Genomic DNA, 24,117 nt, shown 5'->3' on the forward strand with positions numbered 1-24,117 from the left:
GCGGATGAGAGGAACGGTGCGATGGGGAAGAAGGACAAGCAGCACAGCGAGAGCATCAAGATGAGCCGGCTGAAGTACGAGCAGCGTCGGCGGGAGGTGAGCGGGGGCCGAGCACCGTCGGACCCGTCCAGTTCCGACTCGGAGACGTCACGCATCCGCGACACCGCCGCGCAGAACGTCGGCGGGGTCCAGTTCCAGCAGCAGGACGACGGCCAGTCGGCCCGGTGGGGGGCGAGCCAGTCCGGGCCGAGCACGATCACCTACGACCCCGCCTACCCCTACTACCCGCAGTCGGGCACGCCCGGGTACACCGCCCAGGCGACGCTCGACCACGAGCTGCACCACGAGGACGCGAACAACGTCTACCAGCACCCGGTCGACCGCGACCTCTACGGGGCCAACTTCCACCTGCCCGGCACCGACGCCGAGGCGCCGGCGCTCCGCGAGTCCTACTCCCGGCAGGCGGACACCATCTCCGCCAACTGGGACGAGGTGCGTTCGGCGTCCACCCGTGACGCGGGCATCCAGAACAATCCCGGCTGGGCGGACTACGTCGACAGGCGGGTGGACTACGTCCACGCGTCGCCGAACCAGCACAACGAGAGCGTGGCCGCCGAGATGATCGGCACCCTGAACAGCGCCGGTCTCCAGGGGCCGGTCAACAACCAGGTCCGGGCGATCTACAACGAGGCGTCCTCCCGGCGCGTGACCGGTGGTGAGGTGGCCCGGATCGGTCCGGTCGATTCGGCCGCCTCCACCCGGACGTCGGCCTTCACCAACACGGAGGCGAAGTCGAAGGGACCGGCGCCGACCAAGTAGCCGCCGCCGAATCGGAAAGGGACCACATGACCGAAGCAGTCGTCCACGTCGACCGCGCGCCGGAGCTGCCCCCGCCGCCCCCACCCCCGCCGGTGCTCCGGTCTCCGTTCATCGTGCACCTGGACGGCGACGAGTACGACGCCGCGCTGGCCGGGCTGGCCGTCTGGGTGGAGCACCTGCTGCTGCCGATCTACGGGCGGGAGGTCACCTCGCGGGCGCCGTGGTGCCCGCGCTGGTGGGAACACGCCGAGGCGGTCGCCCTCCTGCACGGTCTCTGGTTGGCCTGGCAGGAGCTGACCGGGGTGGGGGGCGGGCTGTCCGGCCCGGCGTCCTGGCACCGCGACCATCTCAACCCGGTGATGTCGTCGTTGCGGGATCCGGCGGGTCCGTTCGCCGGGTGCAAGACCGGGGTCCACCGCGACAAGGAGAGTCCGGAGGTGGAGGACTACTTCGCCGGGTGAGGCAGTCGGCCGATGGGCGGGTCCGCGAACGTCGCGGATCCGCCCATCGACGTGTTTCCCGTCTTGGCAGCGGTGCCACACTCCGCTACCTTCATGGGAACGCTCCCATGAACTTAGATACATCTATGTGATCAGGAGGAAACACGTCGTGGCTATGCTCTCCCCGCTGCGCCGCAGATCCGCGGCCCTCGGCGTGGCGGCCGTGGCGGCCGTCACGGCCGCCGGCGTCAGCCTCACCATCGGCGACGCGTCCGCCGGCACGGTGTCCGGCTCGCTCTACCGCGACCCGAGTTCGGCGGTCGTCCGCTGGGTCGCCGCCAACCCCGGCGACTCGCGGGCCGCCGTCATCCGCGACAAGATCGCGAGTCAGCCGCAGGCCCGCTGGTTCGCCAACTTCAACCCGTCGACCATCCAGTCCGAGGTCTCCGGGTTCATCGGCGCGGCCAACGCCGCGCAGCAGATCCCGGTGCTCTCGGTCTACGAGATCACCAACCGGGACTGCGGCGGGGCCAGCGCGGGCGGCGCGCCCGACCTCAACCAGTACCAGACGTGGGTGTCCAACTTCGCCCGTGGGCTGGGCAACCAGACCGTCCTGATCATCCTGGAGACCGACTCGCTGGCGCTCCAGACGTGCCTGAACAGCGGCGAGCTCAACGCCCGCAACCAGGCGATCTCGACCGCCACCCGGACCATCAAGTCGGCCAACCCCAACGCCAAGGTGTACCTCGACGGCGGTCACTCCACCTGGAACAGCGCGAACGAGACGGCCAACCGGCTCCGGAACGCCGGCGTGCAGTACGCCGACGGCTTCTTCACCAACGTGTCGAACTTCAACCCCACCTCGAGCGAGGCGAACTTCGGCCGGGGCGTCATCTCCGCCCTCAACGGCATGGGCATCTCCGGCAAGCGCCAGGTCATCGACACCAGCCGCAACGGCGGCGCCAGCGGGGACTGGTGCGGCGACGACAACACCGACCGGCGCATCGGGATGTACCCGACCACCGCCACCAACGACGCCAACATCGACGCGTACCTGTGGGTGAAGCCGCCGGGCGAGGCGGACGGCTGCCGCTACACGGCCGGTTCGTTCCAGCCCGACCTGGCCTTCAGCCTGGCCAACGGCGCCCCGAACCCGCCCACCACCACGCCGCCGACGACCGCGCCGCCGACCACCGCGCCGCCCACCACCGCGCCGCCGACCACCGCGCCCCCGACCACCGCGCCGCCGACCACGCCGCCGCCGAACGGCAACGGCTGCTCCGCGTCGGTGTCGCTCAACCAGTGGGCCGGCGGCTTCACCGCGAGCGTGACGGTCACCGCCGGCTCGGCGGACCTCAACGGCTGGACCGTGACCATCACGCTGCCCGGCGGCGCCGCGACCACCGGCGTCTGGAGCGCCCAGGCCAGCGGCACCAGCGGCACCATCCGGTTCACCAACGTGAGCTACAACGGGCACGTCGGCGCCGGGCAGTCGACCAACTTCGGCTTCCAGGGCACCGGCACCGGCCCCGGTGCGACGGCCACCTGCGCGGCTGCCTGACCCGCGCGACGCCGGGGCCCGGTACGGAGGATCACCCTCCGCACCGGGCCCTGGTGAGTGACTGACCTGGCTCACCAAGCCCGCCAACGGTCAGTACGTGCTGCGCTCGCGCAGCCCCTTCGGCCCGTACGAGACGAAGGAGGTGCTGCTGAACCTGCCCGGCCCGATCCAGGGCGAACCGGGTTCCGTGCCGCACCAGGGCGGACTGGTGCAGACCCAGAACGGTGACTGGTACTACATGGCGTTCATCGACGCCTACCCCGGCGGCCGGATCCCCACGCTGGCCCCGATCACCTGGAACGCGGACTGGCCGGTGCCGCAAACCGTCAACGGCCGGTGGGCGGCGAACTACCCGTACCCGAACGTGCCGCGCCCGCCGCGCCAGACCCGGCGCGGGACGGCAGGCCCGCTTCTCCTACAGCACCGACGGCACCACGTTCGTCAGCCTCGGGCCGGCGTGCACCCTCAACCACGCCTGGCAGTTCTTCATGGCCTACCGGTTCGCCGTGTTCAACTACGCCACCCAGTCGCTCGGCGGCGCGGTCACCGTCCGAAAGTTCGACCTGACCACGCCCTGAGCCGGTCCGACCGCCGACGGGCGTCGGTGGGCCGGGTGCGGGCACACCCCGGACCGGCCCACCGGGCCCTCGGCGGGCGCGAACGACGGCCCGCGTCGGGAACCAGCGCGTCCCCGGCCCGGGCTACGAGCGCGCACACGCCCAGGACATGGTGGCCCGCCTGCTCGTCGGGCGCCGCGCCGACCGCTGACCCGGGCTCCCCGGGGCATCCGCACAACTACTTCTCCGAACCGTGCAACGTCCCGGGTGGTTGGCTCCGTTCTACCTCCGTCACGAGGAGGCAGTCGACGTGAGAGCCGAAGACGAGCAAGCGTTCCGCGAGTTCGTGACGTCGCAGATGGCGGCGCTGCGCAAGCTGGCGTACATGACCTGCGGGGACTGGCACGCGGCGGAGGACGCCGTGGCCAACGCGCTGGTCAAGCTCTACCCCCGCTGGCGGAAGCTGGACCGGCCCGATCTCTACGTCAAGACCATGGTCTACCGGGCCGCGGTCGACGAGACCCGCCGCCCCTGGCGGCGCGAGCGGTCGGCCGGCGACGCCGTGCCGGAAGTCGCGCTGCGGGATCCGGCCGGCGCTACCGACGAGCGGATGCGCCTGCGCGCGGCGCTCGACGCCGTGCCGGCCCGGCAGCGGGCCGCGGTCGTGCTCCGGCACTACCTGGACCTGAGCCTGGAGGACACGGCCGGCGTCCTCGGCTGCACCGTGGGCACGGCCAAGAGTCAGGTCTCCCGTGGCCTGGCGAAGCTGCGCGAGTCACTCGGCGGCGAACGCATCGAACTCACCGGCAAGCCGATGGAGGAGTGGACCAATGCAGTTGCATGACCTGGTGGACGCCGTGACGGGCGACGAGCCGCCGATGCGCCGCACCGCCGACGACATCGTCGCGGCGGGGCGGCGGGCCGAGCGGCGGCGCCGGGCCGGGTTCGCGTCGGCCGGCGCGGCCGGTCTCGTCGTGGTCGCGGTCGCCGGCGCGTTCACGCTGCCGACCCTGGGCGCCGGGCGGGACCCCGCCGGCCCGCCGGCCCCGGCCGCCGCGGCGGCGTCCCGGCCGGCCGGGGCCGTCTGGCCCACCGCCGCGCCGTTCACCTTCACCTTCCAGGGGTACGACGCCGGCACGCTGCACGTGCAGGACCCGATCGCCACGTCGACCGCTTACCAGATCGCCTCCGTCTACTCCGACCGCCACACCTCGAACGACAAGCCCATGACGGCGGCGGAGGCCGAGGCGTCGGGGGACGTCCTCGGGGACCGGAAGAAGGCCGCCGGAGGGAAACCGTCCCTGTGGGCGTACCTGACCGTCTACCGGCCGGGCGCCTTCGACCCCGACGGGATCAGGAACGGCAGGAAGGTCACCGTGGCCGGGTATCGGGCGGTGCAGGCGACGCTGCCGGTCGACCTGGACCCGAAGAATCCGATCGACGCGGGCAACAAGCTGTTCGCCTGGGAGTACGCCGACAACGCGTGGGCGGCCGTCACGTCGTTCTCCAGCGACAAGGCCACGCCGAGCTTCGCGGATCTGGCCGGCCTGGTCGACGGGCTGAAGCCCGGCCGGCCGACGCCTGCCCTGGTGCCGTTCACGGTGGGCTACCTGCCGGCCGGCTACCTGCCGTTGCAGACCGGCACGCACGCCATGCCCGGCCTGATCGGCATCGCCGCCGCCCGCGCCGGTGACTACGGCGGCGCGACGTACGCCCGGCCGGCCGCGCCCACCTCGGGGCTGACCGCGCCGTACGACGCGGTCGAGGGCGGTATCAGGGACGGCTTCCACATCTTCGTCCAGCCGAGCACCAGCGCGAACCAGTCGCCGGAGCCCGGCACGACGAGGTGTCACCAGGTGCCCAAGCGGCGGGCGCGGGAAGCGGGACTCGCGATCGGCGACTTCTGCAACGTCTGGAGCGCCGACGGCAGCGTCGTCCTCCAGGTCACTGCCACCGGCCTCGGCGACACGTTGCCCTCGACCGAGCTGGAGAAGATCGCCAAGGGGATCACGGTCGCCGACGTCCGGGACGAGTCGACCTGGACCCCGGCCGCGACCGCGCTGCGGCAGTGACGGTCGACGCCGATCCCTGCGGAGCGCCTCCCGCCCCCGGCGAAGAACGTCGGGGGCGGGAACCAGAAAACCTGGGCCGATGAGACTAGACATCCTCCCGGGCGTGGCATACTCTTTCTCAAGTCGAGAGAGAAGATCCGTCAAGACGTGGACGGGCCGTCCGGTTGTGAGGTCATGACGGACGGCGAAGTGCAGGTGGAGCCAGGGCTCTTTTCGGGGCTGCACCTGATGCTCGCCGCGCGTGTCGGGGCCATGAAGTCGCGTGGGCTCCGACACCGGCGGGCCGTACGACAGCACGTGTGGGAAGTAAGCAGAGGAAAGGGAGGGCCGTACACCGTTGGATCGCCCGCCCATGGCCGTCACGTCAGGCCGGGCGGACACCGCAGTTTCCATCGAACGAGAGGTGGTCTCCGGTCACGCATACGCGATCCTCGCGCCCGAAGCCGTTCAAGGCGGCTGGCGTGGACATGACAAGCCGACGTTCCTGTCGGCAGTAGGTGTTCTGACCCGTAACCCTGGGCCCCGGCGCACAAGCGCCGGGGCCCTCGACGTGGAGGTGGCATGGGGCAGCAGCCCGACGACATGTTCGGCGATGAAAACTACCCGGCCTACACCATCGGCCAGGCCGCGGAGATGCTCGGCGCCACGCAGGACTTCCTGCGCCGCCTGGACGAGGCAAAACTGATCAACCCGCACCGCTCCGGCGGTGGGCACCGCCGCTACTCCCGCTACCAGCTGCGGCTGGCCGCCCGGGCCCGCGAGATGGTCGACCAGGGCACCGCCCTGGAGGCCGCCTGCCGGATCATCATCCTGGAGGACCAGCTCGAGGAAGCCCTTCGGCAGAACGGGGAGCGGTGACGGGACCGGCGGGCGGGTGGGCGTGAGCGGGGCAGACGCTGAACCCGGCGGGGACGGGGCGTGTCTATGCGCCCACCGGCCGATCCCCACCCGACTCGATGCCGTCATCGGCGAGCAGACTGGCGACCACCTTGCGGGCGACGGCACCGGCACGCTCGCCGAGAAGCTCTCGCTGTCTCCGGTTGAAGTCGAGGATCGCCTGCTCCCACGGCGCAGCGCGATCCGCGGCGGTCAGCACGACGCCGTACTTCACGGACAGCGAGCAGCCCCGCAACACCTTGGCGCTCAGCGCCTCGATGCCGAGATCCACGTCCGTCAGCCCGTGCTCCTGCGCATAGCGGAGCGGCTCGTAGAAGCAGGTGTTGAAGTAGAGCCCTCCGACACGGACGGCGCCTGCCCGCAGCCCGAACCAGGGCAGGACCAGCGTGTCGTGCTGAACGAACCCCGTTGAGGCCGCGATCATCGCGCCGTTCGGGTCGTGGACCAGGAAGTGGACGCACCGCTCACCGAACCGGGCCTGCAACGCCTCCAGCATCCCCTGGAACTCCTCCGGAGGCGCCGGCGGGTAGCCGTGGCGGCGGTAGGTCTCCTCGGCCAGCACCGCGATGTCACCGAGTGGCTCCGGCCCGGTCGACACGGTGCACGTCAGGCCGGCCTCGGAGAACATCTTGCGCTCTCGCCGCACGTCGGGTCGCCGTTTGTGCGGCAGATGCGCGACATAGCTGTCGAAGTCGTCGCCGACGACGTTGAGTCGTGCGGTGACGTTCAGAATGGCCGCCGGCACCTGGGCCGCGAGGCCGTCACGGGCAAGCGCGTCGATCGTGCCCCGGTCGACGTTCATCAGGAAGGCACCCACGACGTCCGGGGCCGCCACGGCCTCGCGCAGGAATCCGTCGAGGGACGCGCCGACTGCCGCCCGTTCGTCCGGTCCCAACCAGGAGGCAAGGAGCGGGCCGTCGTTGTGGTAGCCGAATGCCGCCCCGACCAGAATGACCGTGCCGTCCGCCGGTGATCCCGCTACCGTGATTTCCTGTTCCCTGAGGAGGGCGGGCAGGCTGAAGGTCTGCCCGGCGTTGCGCAGCGGCCCCCGGTAGAGCGGGAGCGCGGCGGCCAGCCGCCCTTCGTGGTGCCACAGCAGATAACTGCATCGGAGCCCGGTGCGTTCCTCTACGAAACGTAGCCAGGATTGACAGCTGAAAGCCGAATGTGACTCGGTCAGTTTGTTCCAGTCGTCCTCCGGAACGTCCCGCAGCGACCGGACCTGCGTCATGACAACCAATTGTCTCCCCCACGCCACAGCTTCGATTCGACTCCGGGGCGGGGCGTCGTCACCGCCACCCGTCCTGGATTCTCGCCACCATCTCGGCACGCAGCCGGTCGGACAGGGCGTGCCCCTCGGGCAGCCTCACGAACCCGACATCGCCGGTGAGCACCTCGTGCCAGCCCCGCACCTCCGCCACAGGTGTCACGACGTCGTGCTCGCCCGCCATCAGCGTGGCCGGGGTGGAGAGCGTCCGCTCCCGGTGCTCGTAGCGGCCGAGCAGCTCGAGGTCGTGGCGCAGCAGCGGCACGAGCAGCTCGGCCAGCTCGTCGTGCTCCAGAACCTCCGGCGACAGCAGTCCGGCGGCCACCAGTTCGGCCGGGGCCGCGGTCGCCAGTTGGCTGGAGAGCGTCGCCCTGGCCGGCGGACGGCCGGCGGACAGGAAGACATGGCTGCTGGGCCGGCCCGCCGCATGAAGTTCCCGCGCCACCAGGAACGCGGTCAGTGCGCCCATGCTGTGCCCGAAAAGGATTGTCGAGGCGCAGTCGATCGCGCTGATGCTGGTCACGATGGCACGGACCAGGCCCGTCCAGTCGCCGACGGGTCGCAACGGCTCGTCGCGCAGCGCGCCACGTCCGGGTAGGTCCACGCCCGCCACGATCAAGCGCTCGGGGACCTTCCGGGCCCACGGACGAAAGAGCGCAGCGCCCGCACCCGCCGGAGGCAGACAGACGAGAAGATGATCCATCGGCCCGACGGGACGTGTGATGTCGAGTCGAGCCCGGGTGCTGATCCCCGCCGGCGACACCTCGCCCGCCGTCCCGCTGACGCCCAACGCGCCACCCCCATGTGCAATCGGCTCCGGCGACCATATACCCGACACGGCAATCGGCACCGACCCCGGGACGAGCCGCCCCACGGAATCTCGCCGCATCCTCCATGATGGTGAGGAGCCGGCGACGCGTAGCCGGTCATCGATGCGGATCAGGTGGGGAATCGTGGATCTACGGCACCGCCATGCGGTTGACGGAACATCCATCGTCCTCATAGCCTCCAGTGGGAGCATGATCACTGTTCGCGGTGTTCCGGTCGGCTTGGGCCGCTATGCCGCCACCCCTCTCGAACTCTGAGGTGCATGTGAACGTCACCGATTCTCAGCAAGACCTTGAAGCGATCGTCATGAGTCTGCTGCGTAAGGCGTTGCAGTCCGACGACCTGACCGCCACCGACAACCTTGTGGAACACGGTCTGGACTCTCTCGTGGCCACCCGATTCATCGCGGACCTCCGCAAACAACTCGGCATCTCGATCCCGCTGGTGGAGATCTTCGAGGTCGAGAACGCGCGGGAGTTCACCGAGTCGCTGCGAGAGCTTCTGACTGAGCAGCCGACGACCGCCTGACTCGCCGTCACGGCGTACGCATCTCACACGGGGGAGTTCTGCATCAATGTGCGGCATCGCTGGCATCTGTAACTTCACGCGCGATCTGTCCCAGGAACACGAGCTGGCCGATCGCATGGGCAAGACGCTCGAACACCGTGGCCCGGACTCGGACGGTTTGTGGCTGGGCGACCACGTCTTCCTGGCCTTCCAGCGGCGGGCGGTGATCGACCTCGCGGGCGGCGGGCAGCCGATGGTCGCGCACGAGAGCGGGCGGACCCAGAGCGTACTGGTCTACACCGGCGAGATCTTCAACTTCGTGGCGCTGCGGGACGAACTCCGGGCGCGTGGGCACCGGTTCGAGACCCAGAGCGACACCGAGGTCGTCCTACGCTCCTACCAGGAGTGGGGGCCCGCCTGCGCGGAGCGCCTTCGTGGCATGTTCGCCTTCGCGGTGTGGGACGACATCAGCCAGGAACTCGTCCTCATCAGGGACCGGTTCGGCATTTACCCGTTGTTCTACAGCGTCACGGATGCCGGCGACTTCGTGTTCGGGTCCGAGACGAAGGCCATCTTCGCCAGTGGACTTGTCGAGCCGGTCGTGGACGCCGACGGCATGGCGGAAGTGCTCGGATTCACCCCGACGCCCGGCAGGTCTCCCTTCCGCAACGTGCGGGAGGTCGCCCCCGGCGAGGTGGTTCGTTTCCGTCGCCAGGGTCTGCAGGTGACCCGCTACTGGAACGTGCCGGTGCACGAGCACGCCGACGACGAGCAGGCGACCGTCGAACGGGTGAAGGAGATCCTCACCGACTCCGTCACGCGGCAACTGGTCTCCGACGTCCCGCTGTGCTCGCTCCTCTCCGGCGGCCTCGACTCCAGTGTCATCACCGCGCTCGCCAGTCGGGGCGGTTCGCCGACCGGCCGGGCGCTCATGACGGTGTCCATGGAGTACGCCTACCACCTGACCTCGTTCCGGCCCGACGAGGTGCACGCCGACCCCGACTCGACACACGCCAGGCGGGTCGCCGAGCTGCTCGGCACCGACCACACCGAGTTCCTGCTGACTGCCGCGGATCTGGCGGCGGAGGATCGGCAGCGGGCCGTCGTGCACGCCATGGAACGCCCGGTCGTCGGGCTCGACATGTACACCTCACTGTTCGACCTGTCGACCAAGGTCCGGCCCATGGCGACGGTGACGCTGGCCGGTGACGGCGCCGACGAGCTGTTCGGTGGCTACGTCTGGTTCCATGACGCCTACTACAGCAGTGGCGACAGCTTCCCCTGGCTGGTCGCCTCGCAGGGCACCGAGATGTTGAGCGGCCTGCTGGACCGGGACCTCGTCGGCAGGCTCCGCCTCGACGAGTACACCCGTGACCGGTATGTCGACGCGCTGCGGGAAGCGCCGCTGACCGGAGCCGAGTCGCCGCAGGAGAAGCGTATGCGGCAGCTCACCTACCTGGGTCTGACGCGGTACCTACGGGTCGTCCTGGACCGCCGGGACCGGTTGGGCGGTGCCGTCGCCGCCCTCGAGGGGCGGGTGCCCTTCGTGGACCACGAGCTGGTCGAGTACGTCTACAGCGTGCCGTGGTCGTACAAGAGCGCGAACGGCGAGAGCAAGACCCTGCTGCGTCGCGCGGCAGAGGGCCTGCTGCCGCCGTCGGCTCTGCAGCGACCCAAGTCGCCCTATCCCGTGGCGCAGGACCCGGCCTACCGGGCCCGTCTGACCCAGCAACTCGGCGCCCTCGTGGACGGCGGCAGCCCGGTGCTGTCGCTGCTCGACGCCGATCGGCTGAAGGCGGTGCTCCACGAGCCGTCCGGCGGAATGCGTCTCGGGGTCACGCGGACCAGCATCGAGGCCGCCATCCAACTCCACTACTGGCTCACGGACGCGAACGTCACCATCGCGGTGTGATGGGCGTCCAGTCGACCGGGCACTGGGTGCCCGCCAGCGCCACGCAACGCGGCTTGTTCGCCCTCGACGCACTCGCCGCCGGCCATGCCTACAACGTACCGACGGTGCTGCTGCTCCACGGCGACCTGAAGACCGATCGCCTCAGGTGGTGTGCGACACGTCTGGCCCGTCGGCACGGCCTGTTGCGAACCACCCTGCGCGAACGCGACGGCGAGGTGTGGCAGCGCATCGGCGACGAGGCGGAGTCCGCGCAGGCCTACGAGTTCGTGGAGGAGTCCGGCGCCGACCCGGTCGACCGCGCGATCCGGCACGCCAAGCGGCTGTTCGACCTCGGTGCCGGGCCGCTGTGGCGTCTCGTCGTCGTCCACGATCCCGCGGACCCGAACCGGCACGCCTTGGGGGTCACCTTTCACCACGCGATCGTGGACGAGGTGTCCGCGCAGATCTTCGGTGCGGAGCTGTCGGCCCTCTACGAGGACCCGAACAGCCGGCTACCGGAGCCGGGTCCTCCGTACGCCGAGTACGCCCTGGAGGAGGCGGCCGGCGGGCGGCACGCGACCGAGCGTGGTTTCTGGCGCGGGCAACTTGGCGAAGCCTCGCCCTTGGCGCTGCCGTATCGGCAGGTCAACCGTGCCGCCCTCGATCCGTTCGCGGGCGCCCAACAGGTGTTCCACCTGAACGGGGCGGCGGCCGAGAGCCTGCATCGGGCCGCGACTCGGCACCGGACGACGCCGTTCGTCATCGTCTGCAGCGCGTTCGGGCTGGCTCTGGGCCGCGCCTGCTCGAGCGGTGACGTGCTGATCGGCAGCCCGGTCACCGCACGCCCGGAGAAGTACGCACAGACGATGGGGATCTTCTCCAACACCGTGCCGATCCGGTTCCGCCACGAGCCGGGGGCAAGTGTGGCGCATCTCCTGGCCAGCACCCGCCGGACGGTCTTCGCCGCGCTCGAGAACGCTGCCCTCCCCCTGGACCAGATCCTGTCCGAGGCCCGCCTCTCGCAACTGCCGACAACGGTTCCCGCTCTGCAGGTCGCGATGTTCTACAACCGTACGGAATTCAGCGCGGACTGGCGGTTCAGCGGGCTCAGCGCCCGACCGGTCGAGTTCGCCTGGGACGCCACCGGCTTCGACCTGTCGCTCAACGTGGCCCGGCAGGGCGAAGGTTACCGGTGCGACCTGACCTACAACCCGTTGCTTCTGGAGACCACCCCGATCCGTACGCTCGCCGGGCTCTTCCGCCGGGCGCTGGCCCACCTGTGCTCGGCCGACGCCGACGACCCCGCTGAGGACCCGCACGAGGATCCGGACGTCGGCCCGGAGCCGCTGGCCGCCCTACCCGGTCCGGGCGAGTCCGGTCCCTCGCCCCTCGCCACCGTGCCGGCCCGGTTCGAGGACCTCGTCGGGAGATTCCCGCAGCGGAAGGCGGTGGAGACCCGCAGGACCACACTGACGTATGCCGAGTTCCACCGGCTGGCCCGCGCTCAGGCGGCCACGTTGCGCGGCGTCGGCGCCGGTGCCGGCACCGTGGTCGGGGTCTGCCTGCAACGGGATGCCGAGCTTCCGCTGGCGGTCATGGCGGTCTGGTTGAGCGGTGCCACGGCGCTGCTGCTGGAGCCGACGGAGCCGCCGCAGCGCCGAGCGGAGTTGCTGGCTCGCGCCGGCGCCCGGTTCCTGGTGCAGGACGGCCCCACCGCCCGGGCGGAGGTGTCCGCCACCGGTGTCCGGCTCGTCGATCTTCAGGACCGCCCCGCGACCGAACCCGGACCGCTTCCGGCCCACAACCCGGATGACGCCGCAGTCGTGATCTTCACGTCGGGTAGCTCCGGCACCCCGAAAGGGGTGGTGCTCACCCACGCGAACCTGGCGGATCATGTCGAGCACCAGCTCGGTCCGCTGCTCCGACTGCACGACACCGGCCGTCCGCACCGCGTCGCCGGGGTCGCCGCGGTCTCGTTCGACATCTTCCTGAGCCATCTGCTGGCCAGCTTCGCGCTGGGCAACACGCTCGTCCTGCTCTCCGACGAACAGCGCGGCTCCCCGCCGGCCCTGGTGGAACTCCACGAGGATCCGGCGACCGCCCTGAGTTTCTACGAGACCACGCCACGCCTCATGGCCGTGCTGGTCGAAGCCGGCCTGCTCGGCACCGCGGTGCCCCCCGCGCTCGTGGTCATCGGCGGGGAGGCGCCCTCCCAGAAGTTGTGGGACGACCTGGCGGCCTCGACCGTGCCGGCGTACAACACCTACGGCCCGACCGAGTGCACGATCGACTGCACCATCGGCCCGGTACGCGAGCTGGCGACACCCTCCACCATCGGCCGGGCGTACGGCCGCAACCGGATATACCTGCTCGACCGGGCCGGGCGTCCCGTGCCGCCCGGTTTCATCGGCGAGATCTGCGTCAGCGGCCCAGGTGTCGCGGCCGGATACCTGGGTGCCGCCGCCGAAGCGGGACGGTTCCGGGCCCTGCCGTTCGCCCCCGGGCAACGCGCCTATCTGACCGGTGACCTGGCCCGTCGCCAGGACAGCGGGGCGCTCGAATTCCTCGGGCGCCGGGACGGTCAGGTCAAGATCCGTGGGTACCGGGTCGAACTGGGCGAGGTGGAGGCGGCTCTCGAAGCGCACCCTCTCGTACACCGCGCGTCGGCCGTGGTCCTGGACGGTGTGAGCCTGGCCGCGCTGATCGTGCCCGAGGCTTCCCGGGTGGCGGCAGCGGACGACGACGCCACAGTGCTCGAGTTCGTCGCCGGGCGGTTGCCCGCGTTCATGGTGCCGAAGTGGGTCCGGTGGGCCACCGAACTGCCGCAGTTGACGAGTGGAAAAGCCGACCGCACCGCGGTTGCCGCGATACTCGGCCGGCAACTCGCCGACGACGGCACACCGCCCGCCACGACGGCCCCGCTGACCGTCGGGGAGCAGGTCGTCGCCGACTGCATGCGCGGGGTGCTCGGCGACCGGCAGATCAGCAGCGCCAGCGACTTCTTCGACCTCGGCGGCAACTCGGTACTGGCGCTGACGTTGCTGGTCCGGCTCGAAACGGCCACGGGAGTACGGCTGCCCCTGGCACACCTGGTACGGCATCCCACACCGACGGGTCTCGCTCGACTGCTGGGGGACGCGGCCGTCGCCGAGCCGGGAACACCGACGCTGCTGCGTTCGGGGGACCCGCGCCGGCCGGCCCTGATCCTGGTCGCGCCGCCGACCGGAACGTTGCTCGCGTACCGTGATCTCGTCGCCGCGCTGCCCGCCGGCGGCAGCGTCTTCGGGCTCTCCTGGCCCGCTGGCCCGAGGGCTCCCGCACTGACCGACGCGCTCCGGCTGGTGGCGGGCCACCTGCGCGAGACCGTCACCGCGGCGGGGTGGGTGGTGGTCGGTTGGTCGCTGGCATGTGAGGGCGCCCACACCCTCGCCCGGCTCCTTGATGCGGACGACGGGCGCGGCGTGCCTCTCGTGCTGCTCGACGGGCGGGCGCTCGATGCCACGGATCGCCGGCACCTCTCCGAACTCCGCCGAAGGGCGGTGAGCCCTGGTCGGCCGGGTCCTGCCGGCGGTCCGGACCCGCTGCCGGGGGAATTGCTCCGCTCACTCGGCGTCGCTCCGGAGGCCATCGAGACGCTCGAACCGGACGAGGTGCGGCGAATGCTGCCGGTCTGGGCCCAGGGCTTGGGTCAGCTCGCGTCCCACGAACTCGGCTGTCATCAGGGTCCCGCGCTGCTTCTCTGCGCCCAGGATGCCGGCCCGGGCGGGCTCTCGGCCGCCGAGATGGCGGGGACCTGGCGGGCCAGCACACCGGCGATGGTCACCACGACGACGCCAGGTGACCACTTCAGCATGCTCAGAGACGAGCCGGCGCAGCGTACGGCAAGCCGGATGGCGGAATGGCTGGCCCACGTGCGGCCGGGAAGGACAGCCGTGCGATGACGAAGAAAGCGAAGGTCGCGGTACCGGGGCGGCATGCCCTGTGGGCCCTCGGGGCCAGTCTCTCCTTCTTCGGCGACGAGATGCTCGTCCTGGTCTTCGCCATCTGGATCGAGAAGCTCACCGGTTCGACCACGTCCGCGGGCATGGTCTTCTTCGCCTATCTGGTGCCCGCCCTGCTCGCGCCGGCGACCGGGCTGCTGGCCGACCGTCGCAGCCGGACCTGGTTGCTCATCCTGAGTGACGGCCTGAAGGTGGCCTGCATCCCGCTGGTCCTGCTGGTCCACAGCGCTGACGACGTGTACGTCCTCTACGCCATCATCATCGTGATCGGCATCTGCGGCTGCCTCCAGGGCGCCGCGGCGAGCGCCCTGCTGGTCAACACGATCGCCGCGGACAAGCTCGCCCGGGTGAACTCGATGTTCCGGGCCGGACGCAACGTCGCGCTCTTCGCCGCGCCGGCCATCGGCGCCGTGTTGTACCAGAAGGCGGGCATCGCAATGGCCGGCGTCGTCGCCGCGGCGTGCTACCTCGGGTCGGCGGCGGCGGTGGCGGAGTTGCGTCGCATCGAGACGCCGCCGAGCCCGAGCGGCGACAAGTTCGTCCGGGAACTGACGGCGGGCGTGACCTACCTCCGGGCCAACCGACCGGTCGGGCGCATCGTCGTCCTGGTCAGCGTGGTCCTGATTTTCGCCGGTGGGATCGACCCGGTTCTGCTCAACGTCGCGCAGGACAGCTTCGGTGACGCTGCTTCGGTCGGCTGGCTGTTCAGCGCCAGCGGGATCGGGTCCGTGCTGGGTGGCTTCGCGTGCGTCCATCTGAGTTCCCGGATCACACCACTCAGACTGCTGTGCGGAGGCCTGCTCGTCGTCGCGGTGGGCAACCTGTGCCTGATCTTCGGCGAACGGGTCGTCGCCCTTCTCGGCTGTGTGGTCATGGGCGCGGGCTTCCCGGCCGTGCTGGTCGGCTTCTACACCATTCTGCAGACCGGTAGCCGGAACGAGGTGCAGGGGCGGGTGTTCGCGGCGGCAGACACGCTGCGTACGGCTGCCCAGGCGGCCTCCGTCGCCCTGGTCGCCTTCCTTGTCACGCGGGTGCCGTACCAGGCCGTTCTGATCGGCATGGCCGTCGCAGCCGTGGCCGGAGCGATCGTGCTCTCCGCCAGCCGGGCACCGAACGACGAAGGGCGGACATCGATGATGACGAGACCGGCTTCGGATGTCGAGGACGACGAGGCGGCACCGGTACAGGCCGGAGGCGACGCATGAGCCTGTTGTCGAAGTTCCTGAACGCGTGCCGTGACCACGCGACACAGCCCGCCGTCATCGATGGCGACGAGGTGTACACCTTCCGTGACCTGGAGCAAGCGTCCGCCCGGGTCGCCACCGGACTGCAGCACGCGGGATGCCGGGCGGGTGACATCGTCGGCGTGGAGATGCCGCGCTCCTTCGAGTTGTACGCGAGCATCCTCGGCGTCTGGCGGGCGGGGTGCGCGGCGAACGCGATCCCGCCGTCGGGCCCACCGGACCGGCGCCGTCTCGTGCTCACGCAGTCCGGAACGAGGGTCGTGCTGGTCCGGCCCCGCGATGTCCCGCAGTCCGCGCCTACCGCGGAGGTCCGGTATCTGTCGATTCAGGATCTTTCCGGCACCCGCCCGCCGCGCGATGTCGACGGTGCCAACTCCTACGTCGTCGCCACCTCCGGCTCGACCGGGCAGCCCAAGTGCGTCGTCCTCGGGCCCGCCGCTCTCGACGGCCTCGCGGCATGGCATGCCACCACCTGGAAACACGACGTCGCGCCGAAGACGCTGGCGCTGGCATCGGTCGGCTTCGACGTGTGCTTCCAGGAGATGGTGGCCACTCTCCCCGTCGGCGCGGCCCTCGTCGTGGTGGACGATCAGACCCGGCGGGACTCGTTCGCTCTGCTCGAACTGATGGCGAAGCACGACGTCGCCCGGGCCTTCATGACCGTCGCCTCGTTGCAGACGCTGGCGATCGCGGCCGACGCCGTCGGAGGACCACCCGCCTGCCTGCGGGAGATCGTGCCGTCGGGTGAGCGCCTGGTGCTCAACGACGAGGTTCGCGACCTCTGCGCGGCGCACGGGATCGTGCTGGTCAATCAGTACGGGCCCAGCGAGACGCACGTCGTCACCGAGTACCGCCTCGACGGGCCGCCGGCCGGCTGGCCGGTGTATCCACCGCTGGGCACCGCGGTGGGGGACGCTGACCTGCTCGCCCTGGACGGCGACATCGTCCGGCCGTTGCACGAGGGGGAGGAGGCCGAGCTCGTCATCTCCGGGCCGATGGTCGGGCACGGCTACCGGGGCGATCCCGAACTGACCTCGGCGAAGTTCCGCGAGTACCAGCACCAGGACGGTGACCCGCGCCGGTGTTACCGCAGCGGTGACACGGTGCGCCTGGAGGACGGCCTGCTGCACTTCACCGGGCGCGTCGACGAACAGCTCAAGATCCGCGGTTACCGGGTGGAACCCGGTGAGGTGGAGGCCGTGCTGTTGCGGGTGCCCGGCGTTCGGCAGGTGGCCGTGCTCGGCGTACGGGCGCACGGCGCGCTCGGCCTGGTCGCGGTCCTCACCGAGAAGGAGCCCGGTGCCGTCACCCGGAGCGCACTGGCCGCCGCCCTCACCGACACGTTGCCCGCCTACATGCACCCGCGTCGGTTCCTGCGGCTGGGCGAACTGCCCACCAACACCAACGGCAAGGTGGCCCGGAGGGCCCTGACGGAACTGGTCGAATCCGGTGGCGGCAGTGACGTCGACGCCTGAACCCGGTCTCGCTCTCACTCCCGCCCAGGAGGCGATCTTCGCGGAGCAGCAGGTTCATCATCAGACCGTGCACGGCGGCTTCCTCGCGGTCACGATGCGGGGTCCGGTCGTGCCGGACGAGGTGGAGCAGGCCTGTCGCCGGGTGTGCGCACGGCACCCGGCGCTGCGATCCGTGGTGGTGTGGGGTGATCGCCCCACCTGGACACCCCCGACCGCCGACCTGCCCCCGATCGCAGCCGTCGATCTTCCCTGCGCCCCCGGCGACGAACGCGACTCCGCGGTGCGCTGGTACGTGACCCACGGCAGCACCGCGGCGTGGGACCTGGAGCAGGAGGTGGCGATCCGATTCACCCTTCTCAGCCACGGCGGGCAGAGGTTCACCCTGGTCGTGGGCGTACACCACATCGCCTTCGACGGCCGCTCCAAGTTCGTCTTCGCCCACGACTTCAACGAGGCTCTCGGCCGGGTGAGAGCCGGCGGGGCCGCGCCGCCGGCGGTCGTGGAAGCACCTCGTGGCACCGAGCCCGCACCGGTCGATCGCCGCCTGGACAGCTACTGGCGTCGCGCCCGGATAGCGTCCCTGCCGGAGCTGCTCCTGCCGGACTCGGCACCGACGGTCGGCCATCGCGTGGGCAGCACCGGCCGCTACGACGTCGATCTGGCCGACATCGAGCGGTGGCAGGGCCTGACACCCGGCTCGAAGCCGACCCGATTCACCTGCCTGCTGGCGGTTCTCCTGCGGCAGCTGCACGGGTACGGCAACCGGAACTTCGTGCTGGCGGTCCATACCGACACCAGCAGCCCGACGAGCCGCGGTGACGTCGGGTTGCAGGTGAACACCGTGCCGGTGCACGTACGGCTGCCGCAGCGGCTGAGCCCCCGGCAGGCCGTCGCCCGCGCCGTCACGCTCGCCGAGCACATCCGCCGTTACCGCCACGTGCCCTTCTCCTGGCTCGGCCGCACCCTCAAGGCCGTGGACGGGCCGGTCGCCGTGGGCAGCGCGCTGACCTGGCTGTCCCTGTCCTACACCCGGCCACCGGCGCGACTGCCGGCCGTGCCCGGCATCGATCTCACCTGGGACTTCTTCGCTCCGAACTCGTCACGGTCGTTCGACCTCGTGTTGCAGTTCCGCGACGAGGGTGACGCACTCTACGGCCGGCTGGACTACAACGACGGCGTGCTCTCACCGGCGGGCGCGGACCGGTTCATGCGGGCCTTCCGCGCCGCGTCGGGTACGGGCCGTCGGCACGCCGGGTGGGCCGGGTCGTCGCTGGTCGTCCCGCCCCCCGACGGGGCGTCCCCGGAGCCGGGCCCCGTTCTCGGCCCGACCGGCGACGGACTCGCGTCCGCGACGCGGCGGCACGATCGGGCGGTCGCGCAGCTGCGGGCCGCCAGGGAGGTCGGTCCTGCGGTGCGCTGGTGGCTGCCGGTCGAGACGACCGGCGGCGACCCGGACGACGGAGCGGCTCTTCGCCGCCACGTTCGCGAATTGCGGACCAGCGCCGGGGCGCCGGGAGTCGCGTCGGGCGACCCGCACGGTTGCGGCGGTCTCACCACGTTGCCGGCCGAGGGATCGGTGCTCGTCCTGCCGTTCGCCGGGTTCCGGGCCACCGCCGTGATCGACGAGCTGGTGGCCGCCGGCTGGACGATCCTGCTCGCTCACCGCATCGGGCCGGATCCTCAGGCCAGCGTCTACCTGCGCTGGGATGCGGCACGAGAGCATCGACTGATCGTGCCGACCGGGCACTGGCGGGTGCAGGCGCCGGACGGTTCGCCGTGCCCGCCTTTCGTGGCCGGCGAGATCGCCTGGCGGCCGATCCCGGACGCGGACTGGCGAGGCACGGAGTTGCTGGGCCGTCGGGTATCCGCCGACGAGCTGCGCGTCACCGGTCTCGCCGCACGCCGCGTGCGGTACGCCCACCGCGCTCTGCATCTGGAACACGTGGAACGGGCAGCGCGCAGTTCGCCCGCGGTCGCCACAGCGCATGCCGTCGTCACCGATGAACGGGGGGACAACAGTTCGGGCCCACGCGTCGTCGTCAACTGCGAATTCCATCATCCCCCGGAGGCGCGCGAACTCAGAGAAATCCGGCGGGCTACTCATTCCGTGATGCCACGCAACTGGTCGCCTCCGAAAATCGTCACGGTTTGACGCCCTCAAGCCAAAGAGGTGGACAAGTGAGTAACACCCACGCCGCGCTGCTGAACCAGATCTCCCGCCTGGGGCCGCTGGACCGTGGCCTCCTGGCTGCCGTCGCCGACGAGGTCCGTGCGATCACCACCGGCTGGACGGTCAATTACGGTGACTATCAGTCCGGTGGCTGGTACACACTTTCCCTGATCAACCCAAGTGGACTGTCCGCGGACGTGACGATTCACGACGGACGCGGGGTGCCCACCGAGATCCTGGAACGCATGCCGAAGACAAAGGATCTGCTGGCGTCGCTGCCGCTGGACATCATGTGGGTCCGGCTCGCGCGGCTGAACGCCGGGGCCTACCTATGGGAGCACCGGGACTACGGCGAACTTTCCGAGGTGGATCACTTCCGCCTGCACATCCCTCTCGTGACGAACCCGTCGGCGGTGCTGGCCATCGACGGCAACACCATCTCCATGCAGGTCGGCGAACTCTGGCGGCTGGCCCCGGTCTTCCGGCACGGGGTGTGTAACGTCACCGGGCCGGAGCGTACCCACATCGTGATCGACTGTTACGAGACCGAGGAACTGTCGAAGATCCTCGCCGGTGGCTATCTCCTGCCCGACGACGTCAGATCGCTACCACCGCTGGACGACGCGGCGCTGGAGCAGGAACTGGCGATCGCGTCGGAGCTGCTGGCCGGCGGTTCCGCCGAGCGGGCCGAGGAGCACCTGCTGAAGCTCTTCTTCCGCTTCGACACCCACGACGGACAGGGCTACCACCTCATCACGCGGATGTACGAGCAGGCCGGGGACGCCGAGAAGGCCGACGAATGGCGTGAGCGCCGGGCCGTCCTGATGGGCGAGGCCGGGGAGTAGTCCTCGTCGCGCCGGCCTGCGGTGTGGCGGCGCGTTCGCCACCGCACCGGAGGCGGCCCGTGGTGTGGTCGGAGTGGCCGCCGTGCCGCCTCGGCCGCTGATCAGGGCGCGGCCAGCGACGGCAGCGCCCCGGTGAGGTACAGCTCGCGAGAGCGCCGGCGTTGCACCTTGCCACTCGACGTCTTCGGGATCTTGCCCCGCCGGACCAACCGCACCTCGTCCGGCCGGATGCCGCAGGCGCTATGGACCCGGCTCGCGATCCGGGCGGTCAGTTCGGCTGCCGGCACCTGGCGCAGCAGTCGCCCGTCGGTCTCGACGAGGAGAACCAGTTCCTCGCGTTCCTGCCGGTCCACCGAGAAGGCCGCGGCACAGGACGGGCGCAGCGCCGGATCGGCGGACTCGGCGGCGAGTTCCAGGTCCTGGGCGTAGTAGTTGCGGCCCGACCGGATGATCATGTCCTTCCAGCGGCCCGTCACGTACAACTCACCGTCCTGCAGGAAGCCGAGATCGCCGGTACGCAGATAGCCGCCGTCTCCGTCCGCGTCGGCCGGTCGTGCGCGGAACGTCTCGGCGGACTCGGCCGGGCGTCGCCAGTAGCCGGCCGCCACGCAATCGCTCTGCACCCAGATCTCGCCCACGGTGGCGGGTGGGCACTGGCGACGGGTGGCCGGATCGACGATCAGGATCACCGATGAACCCTGCGGGGCGCCACAACTGGTGAGGTGCACGACACCGGGATCCGACGGCGGACAGGGTGTCACCCGTCCGGCACCGAGCTCGGCACCGGACAGATGCAGCGCTCTCGGCGCTTCTCCGGGCCCGCTTCCGGTGAGTTTCAAGGTGTTCTCGGCCAGGCCGTACGCGGGCGACATGGCGCCGGGGCCGAAACCCCGCGATGCGAACGTCTCGGCGAACCGGGTGACCGTTCGCCAGCGCACCGGTTCCGCGCCGTTGACCGCGACCCGCCAGGAGCTGAGGTCGACCTGGGCTTCGGCGGCCTCCAGCAGGCACAGTTCGTAGGCGAAGTTGGGGGCTGCCGCGTGGGTCCCGCCGAACTTCTCGATCGCCTCGAGCCAGCGCGCCGGCCGACGGATGAACGCCTCGGGCGCCATCAGTACCGCCGGAATGCCACTGCTGATCGGCACCACGACGTTGAAGAGCAGACCCATGTCGTGGAAGCTCGGCAACCAGCTGACCACCGTGCCGCCGTCCGTCGGCCAGATCTCCTCGATCTCCGCCGCGTTCGCCCGGAAGTTCCGGTGGCTCACCATGACGCCCTTCGGCGTGCCGGTGGAGCCGGACGTGTATTGCAGCAGCGCGATGTCGTCCGGTTCGACCGCCGGCAACCGTGGCGTGCCGGCGAGCTGCGGCAGGTCGTCGGTGCGGATCCACGTCAGTTCGTCGAAGCCCGGCTCCGCGCCGTAGCGTTCGGTGAGGCCGGCGTGCACGTCGGCGGTGGTGAGCACCACGGCGCTGCCGGCGTCGGACGCCACCGCGCGGACCCGGTCCCAGCCGACCCGGCTGTGCGGCACCTTGACCGGTGCGGCCAGCAGGCCGGCGTACATGCAGCCGAGCAGCGCGCGGTGGAACTGGAGCCCGGCCTCGTAGAGCAGCACCACCGGACTGCCGACCGGGATGTCGGTGGCCAGCCGCGTGGCGACGAGTTGCGCGGCCTCATGCAGCTGCCGGAAGGTCAGCCGGTCACCCTCCACCTCGCCGTTCCGCAGGAAGACGTATGCCGGGTCGTCGGGCTGCTCCTCGGCCCGGGCCCGGAGGGCGGCAACGAGCGTCCTCGTCGCCTGTGCCGTACTCATGCTGTCGACGACGACACTCATGCTGCGAAATCCCCCGTCTCGCGACCGGTGCCCGATCACCGTGAAATGCTTCTCGTCATAGACGCCGAGCGATCATCCGAATACTAACCACCGCCGCTCGGGAGGGCGCAAGAGTGGATCGCCGCAACATGTCTGACTTGTGTGGCATTTCGGCTTTGTTTGACCCTCGGCTTCGCGCCAGCACGAGATACGAGTCCCGATCGTCCTGCGCAGCTCAGCTCACGCATGCGAAAGTGAGAACGCGAGTCAGCTGGAGGAGATCATGGGAAAACCGGGGGAATATCCTTTCGATGCCGGTATCCATCCGACTGGTTACACCACCAAGTTGTGGACGATGCGGCAACTGGCGGGGCTGCGCAGCGCCGAGAGCACCAATGCCCGCTTCAAGTACCTACGGGAAATGGGCGAGACCGGCCTGTCCCTGGCCTTCGACCTGCCCACCCAACTCGGCCTCGACCCGGACGACCCGCTCGCCAACGGCGAGGTGGGCCGCACGGGTGTCTCCATCGTCACCGTCGACGATCTGGCCGGTGTCTTCGCGGACATCCCCCTGGACCAGGTGTCGGTCTCGATGACCATCAACGCCACCGCCCCGATGTTGCTCGCCATGTGGACGGTCGTGGCGGAGGAGACCGGCGTCGAGCCGAAGGCGCTACGCGGGACACTCCAGAACGAAATGCTCAAGGAGTTCCTGGCCCGCAAGGCGTACATCTTCGATCTGGACACCAGCATGCGTTACTCGCTGGACGTCATGGAGTACTGCATCCGCAACCTGCCGGGGATCAACCCGGTGTCCATCTCCGGCGGTCACGCCCGGGAGGCCGGCGCCTCACGCAGCCTGGAGATCGCCTGCGGTATCGCCGACGCCGAGGAGTTCCTGGCCGGGCTGTTGAGTCGAGGGCTGAAGGCGGACGAGATCGCCCGCAGGTTCAGTTTCATCTTCGGCACCCACATGGAGGTGCTGGCCGAGGCGGCCAAGTTCCGGGTGGCCCGGTCGATCTACGCGCAGCGGTTGGCCGCCCGCTGGGGGGTCACCGAACAGCGCGCCCTGAAAATGCGCATCCAGGTCAACACCTTCGGCTCCGCTCTCGCCCACCAGGAACCCCTGAACAACGTCGTACGGTCGACGCTGCAGGCGGTGGCCGCGGTGCTCGGCGGGGTGCAGTCGCTGCACATCTGCGGTTTCGACGAGGCTTACCAGACGCCCGGCGAACTCGCCGCCCGCGTCGCCATGCGTACCCATCAGATCCTGGCCGAGGAGACCGACCTGGCCCGGCACGTCGATCCGCTCGGCGGCTCGGACGTGATCGAGTCCATCGTGGCCGAACTCACCGACGAGGTGGAGGACTGGCTGCGGCGGATCGAGGAGCGTGGAGGGATGGCTGCCTGCGTGCGGAGCGGATGGCTGGAGAGCGAGATCGACGACCTCGCCTTCCGCACCCCCGGCCCGAGCGTCGGCGTGTCCAACCCGATTCGGACGGCCACCGAGGAGGTCCTGATCCGCAACGAACGGCACGAGCCGCCCGAGCCCTTGCGGCGGAGGGTGCCCCGGCCGAGGGTGAACGCCGAACTCGGCCGACTGCACGCCGATGCCGCGGCGGGGCGGAACGTCATGCCAGCCCTGATCGAAGCCGCGCGGGCACGGGCCACCATCGGGCAGATGCGAGCGGCGATGACGCTCGAGCCTCCCGGCCGGCCTCGGTGACCC

General features: G+C 70.3%; 17 protein-coding genes and 1 pseudogene. 15 read left to right on the forward strand and 3 right to left on the reverse strand.

The features are described from left to right. Nucleotides 1-21 precede the first annotated feature (21 nt). From ACLQ2W_RS05105 to ACLQ2W_RS05135, 7 genes and pseudogenes are all read left to right on the forward strand, one after another. The gene (locus ACLQ2W_RS05105; RefSeq protein WP_425785408.1) at nt 22-819 is read left to right on the forward strand and encodes a hypothetical protein; all 798 of its coding nucleotides are present in this window, start codon (nt 22-24) and stop codon (nt 817-819) included. Between the two features lie 26 nt (nt 820-845). Then, nucleotides 846-1,280 (forward strand): DUF4913 domain-containing protein, encoded by a 435-nt coding sequence (locus ACLQ2W_RS05110; protein WP_425785409.1) that lies wholly within the window; start codon nt 846-848, stop codon nt 1,278-1,280. A gap of 154 nt (nt 1,281-1,434) precedes the next feature. Next, nucleotides 1,435-2,820 carry a glycoside hydrolase family 6 protein gene (locus ACLQ2W_RS05115; RefSeq protein ID WP_425786016.1) on the forward strand — a complete coding sequence of 462 codons (1,386 nt, stop codon included), beginning with the start codon at nt 1,435-1,437 and terminating at the stop codon, nt 2,818-2,820. Nucleotides 2,821-2,887: 67 nt separating this feature from the next. After that, nucleotides 2,888-3,398: pseudogene (locus ACLQ2W_RS05120) on the forward strand (hypothetical protein); the annotation flags it as partial. Nucleotides 3,399-3,687: 289 nt separating this feature from the next. Then, on the forward strand, nt 3,688-4,221 hold the full coding sequence (locus ACLQ2W_RS05125; protein WP_425785410.1) for a SigE family RNA polymerase sigma factor: 534 nt from the start codon (nt 3,688-3,690) through the stop codon (nt 4,219-4,221). Beyond that, complete coding sequence (locus ACLQ2W_RS05130) at nt 4,208-5,449, forward strand: hypothetical protein (RefSeq protein ID WP_425785411.1); 1,242 nt, start codon at nt 4,208-4,210, stop codon at nt 5,447-5,449. Before ACLQ2W_RS05125 ends, ACLQ2W_RS05130 begins: the two co-directional genes overlap by 14 nt. A 561-nt stretch (nt 5,450-6,010) precedes the next feature. Next, on the forward strand, nt 6,011-6,307 hold the full coding sequence (locus tag ACLQ2W_RS05135; protein WP_405092248.1) for a helix-turn-helix domain-containing protein: 297 nt from the start codon (nt 6,011-6,013) through the stop codon (nt 6,305-6,307). A gap of 64 nt (nt 6,308-6,371) precedes the next feature. On the opposite strand, the gene ACLQ2W_RS05140 is transcribed toward ACLQ2W_RS05135, so the two are convergent. Next, nucleotides 6,372-7,577, reverse strand: a complete 1,206-nt coding sequence (locus ACLQ2W_RS05140; RefSeq protein WP_425785412.1) for a GNAT family N-acetyltransferase — start codon at nt 7,575-7,577, stop codon at nt 6,372-6,374. A 58-nt stretch (nt 7,578-7,635) separates the two neighbouring features. Continuing rightward, the gene (locus tag ACLQ2W_RS05145) at nt 7,636-8,634 is read right to left on the reverse strand and encodes a thioesterase II family protein (protein ID WP_425785413.1); all 999 of its coding nucleotides are present in this window, start codon (nt 8,632-8,634) and stop codon (nt 7,636-7,638) included. 113 nt (nt 8,635-8,747) lie between these two features. On the opposite strand from ACLQ2W_RS05145, the gene ACLQ2W_RS05150 reads away from it, so the two are divergent. From ACLQ2W_RS05150 to ACLQ2W_RS05180, 7 genes are read left to right on the forward strand one after another with little or no spacing between them, the layout of a single operon-like run. Next, a complete protein-coding gene (locus ACLQ2W_RS05150) occupies nt 8,748-8,969 on the forward strand; it encodes an acyl carrier protein (RefSeq protein WP_425785414.1) in 222 nt (73 codons plus the stop codon). 46 nt (nt 8,970-9,015) lie between these two features. After that, nucleotides 9,016-10,860 (forward strand): asparagine synthase (glutamine-hydrolyzing), encoded by a 1,845-nt coding sequence (gene asnB / locus ACLQ2W_RS05155; protein ID WP_425785415.1) that lies wholly within the window; start codon nt 9,016-9,018, stop codon nt 10,858-10,860. Beyond that, complete coding sequence (locus tag ACLQ2W_RS05160) at nt 10,860-14,780, forward strand: non-ribosomal peptide synthetase (RefSeq protein ID WP_425785416.1); 3,921 nt, start codon at nt 10,860-10,862, stop codon at nt 14,778-14,780. Before asnB ends, ACLQ2W_RS05160 begins: the two co-directional genes overlap by 1 nt. Continuing rightward, entirely contained in the window at nt 14,777-16,045 is a 1,269-nt protein-coding gene (locus ACLQ2W_RS05165) for an MFS transporter (protein ID WP_425785417.1), read from the forward strand. The genes ACLQ2W_RS05160 and ACLQ2W_RS05165 overlap by 4 nt, the downstream gene beginning before the upstream one ends. Beyond that, nucleotides 16,042-17,559, forward strand: a complete 1,518-nt coding sequence (locus ACLQ2W_RS05170) for an AMP-binding protein (protein WP_425785418.1) — start codon at nt 16,042-16,044, stop codon at nt 17,557-17,559. Before ACLQ2W_RS05165 ends, ACLQ2W_RS05170 begins: the two co-directional genes overlap by 4 nt. Then, nucleotides 17,543-19,711, forward strand: a complete 2,169-nt coding sequence (locus ACLQ2W_RS05175; RefSeq protein ID WP_425785419.1) for a condensation domain-containing protein — start codon at nt 17,543-17,545, stop codon at nt 19,709-19,711. The genes ACLQ2W_RS05170 and ACLQ2W_RS05175 overlap by 17 nt, the downstream gene beginning before the upstream one ends. Before the next feature lie 26 nt (nt 19,712-19,737). After that, on the forward strand, nt 19,738-20,574 hold the full coding sequence (locus ACLQ2W_RS05180; RefSeq protein ID WP_425785420.1) for an aspartyl/asparaginyl beta-hydroxylase domain-containing protein: 837 nt from the start codon (nt 19,738-19,740) through the stop codon (nt 20,572-20,574). A 101-nt stretch (nt 20,575-20,675) separates the two neighbouring features. Here ACLQ2W_RS05180 and ACLQ2W_RS05185 read toward each other — a convergent pair whose 3' ends face one another. Continuing rightward, on the reverse strand, nt 20,676-22,409 hold the full coding sequence (locus ACLQ2W_RS05185) for a fatty acyl-AMP ligase (protein ID WP_425785421.1): 1,734 nt from the start codon (nt 22,407-22,409) through the stop codon (nt 20,676-20,678). Between the two features lie 205 nt (nt 22,410-22,614). On the opposite strand from ACLQ2W_RS05185, the gene ACLQ2W_RS05190 reads away from it, so the two are divergent. Then, nucleotides 22,615-24,114 (forward strand): methylmalonyl-CoA mutase family protein, encoded by a 1,500-nt coding sequence (locus ACLQ2W_RS05190; protein ID WP_425786017.1) that lies wholly within the window; start codon nt 22,615-22,617, stop codon nt 24,112-24,114. Nucleotides 24,115-24,117 lie beyond the last annotated feature (3 nt).

Source organism: Micromonospora sp. DT227 (genome assembly GCF_049841835.1).
Lineage (GTDB): Bacteria > Actinomycetota > Actinomycetes > Mycobacteriales > Micromonosporaceae > Micromonospora.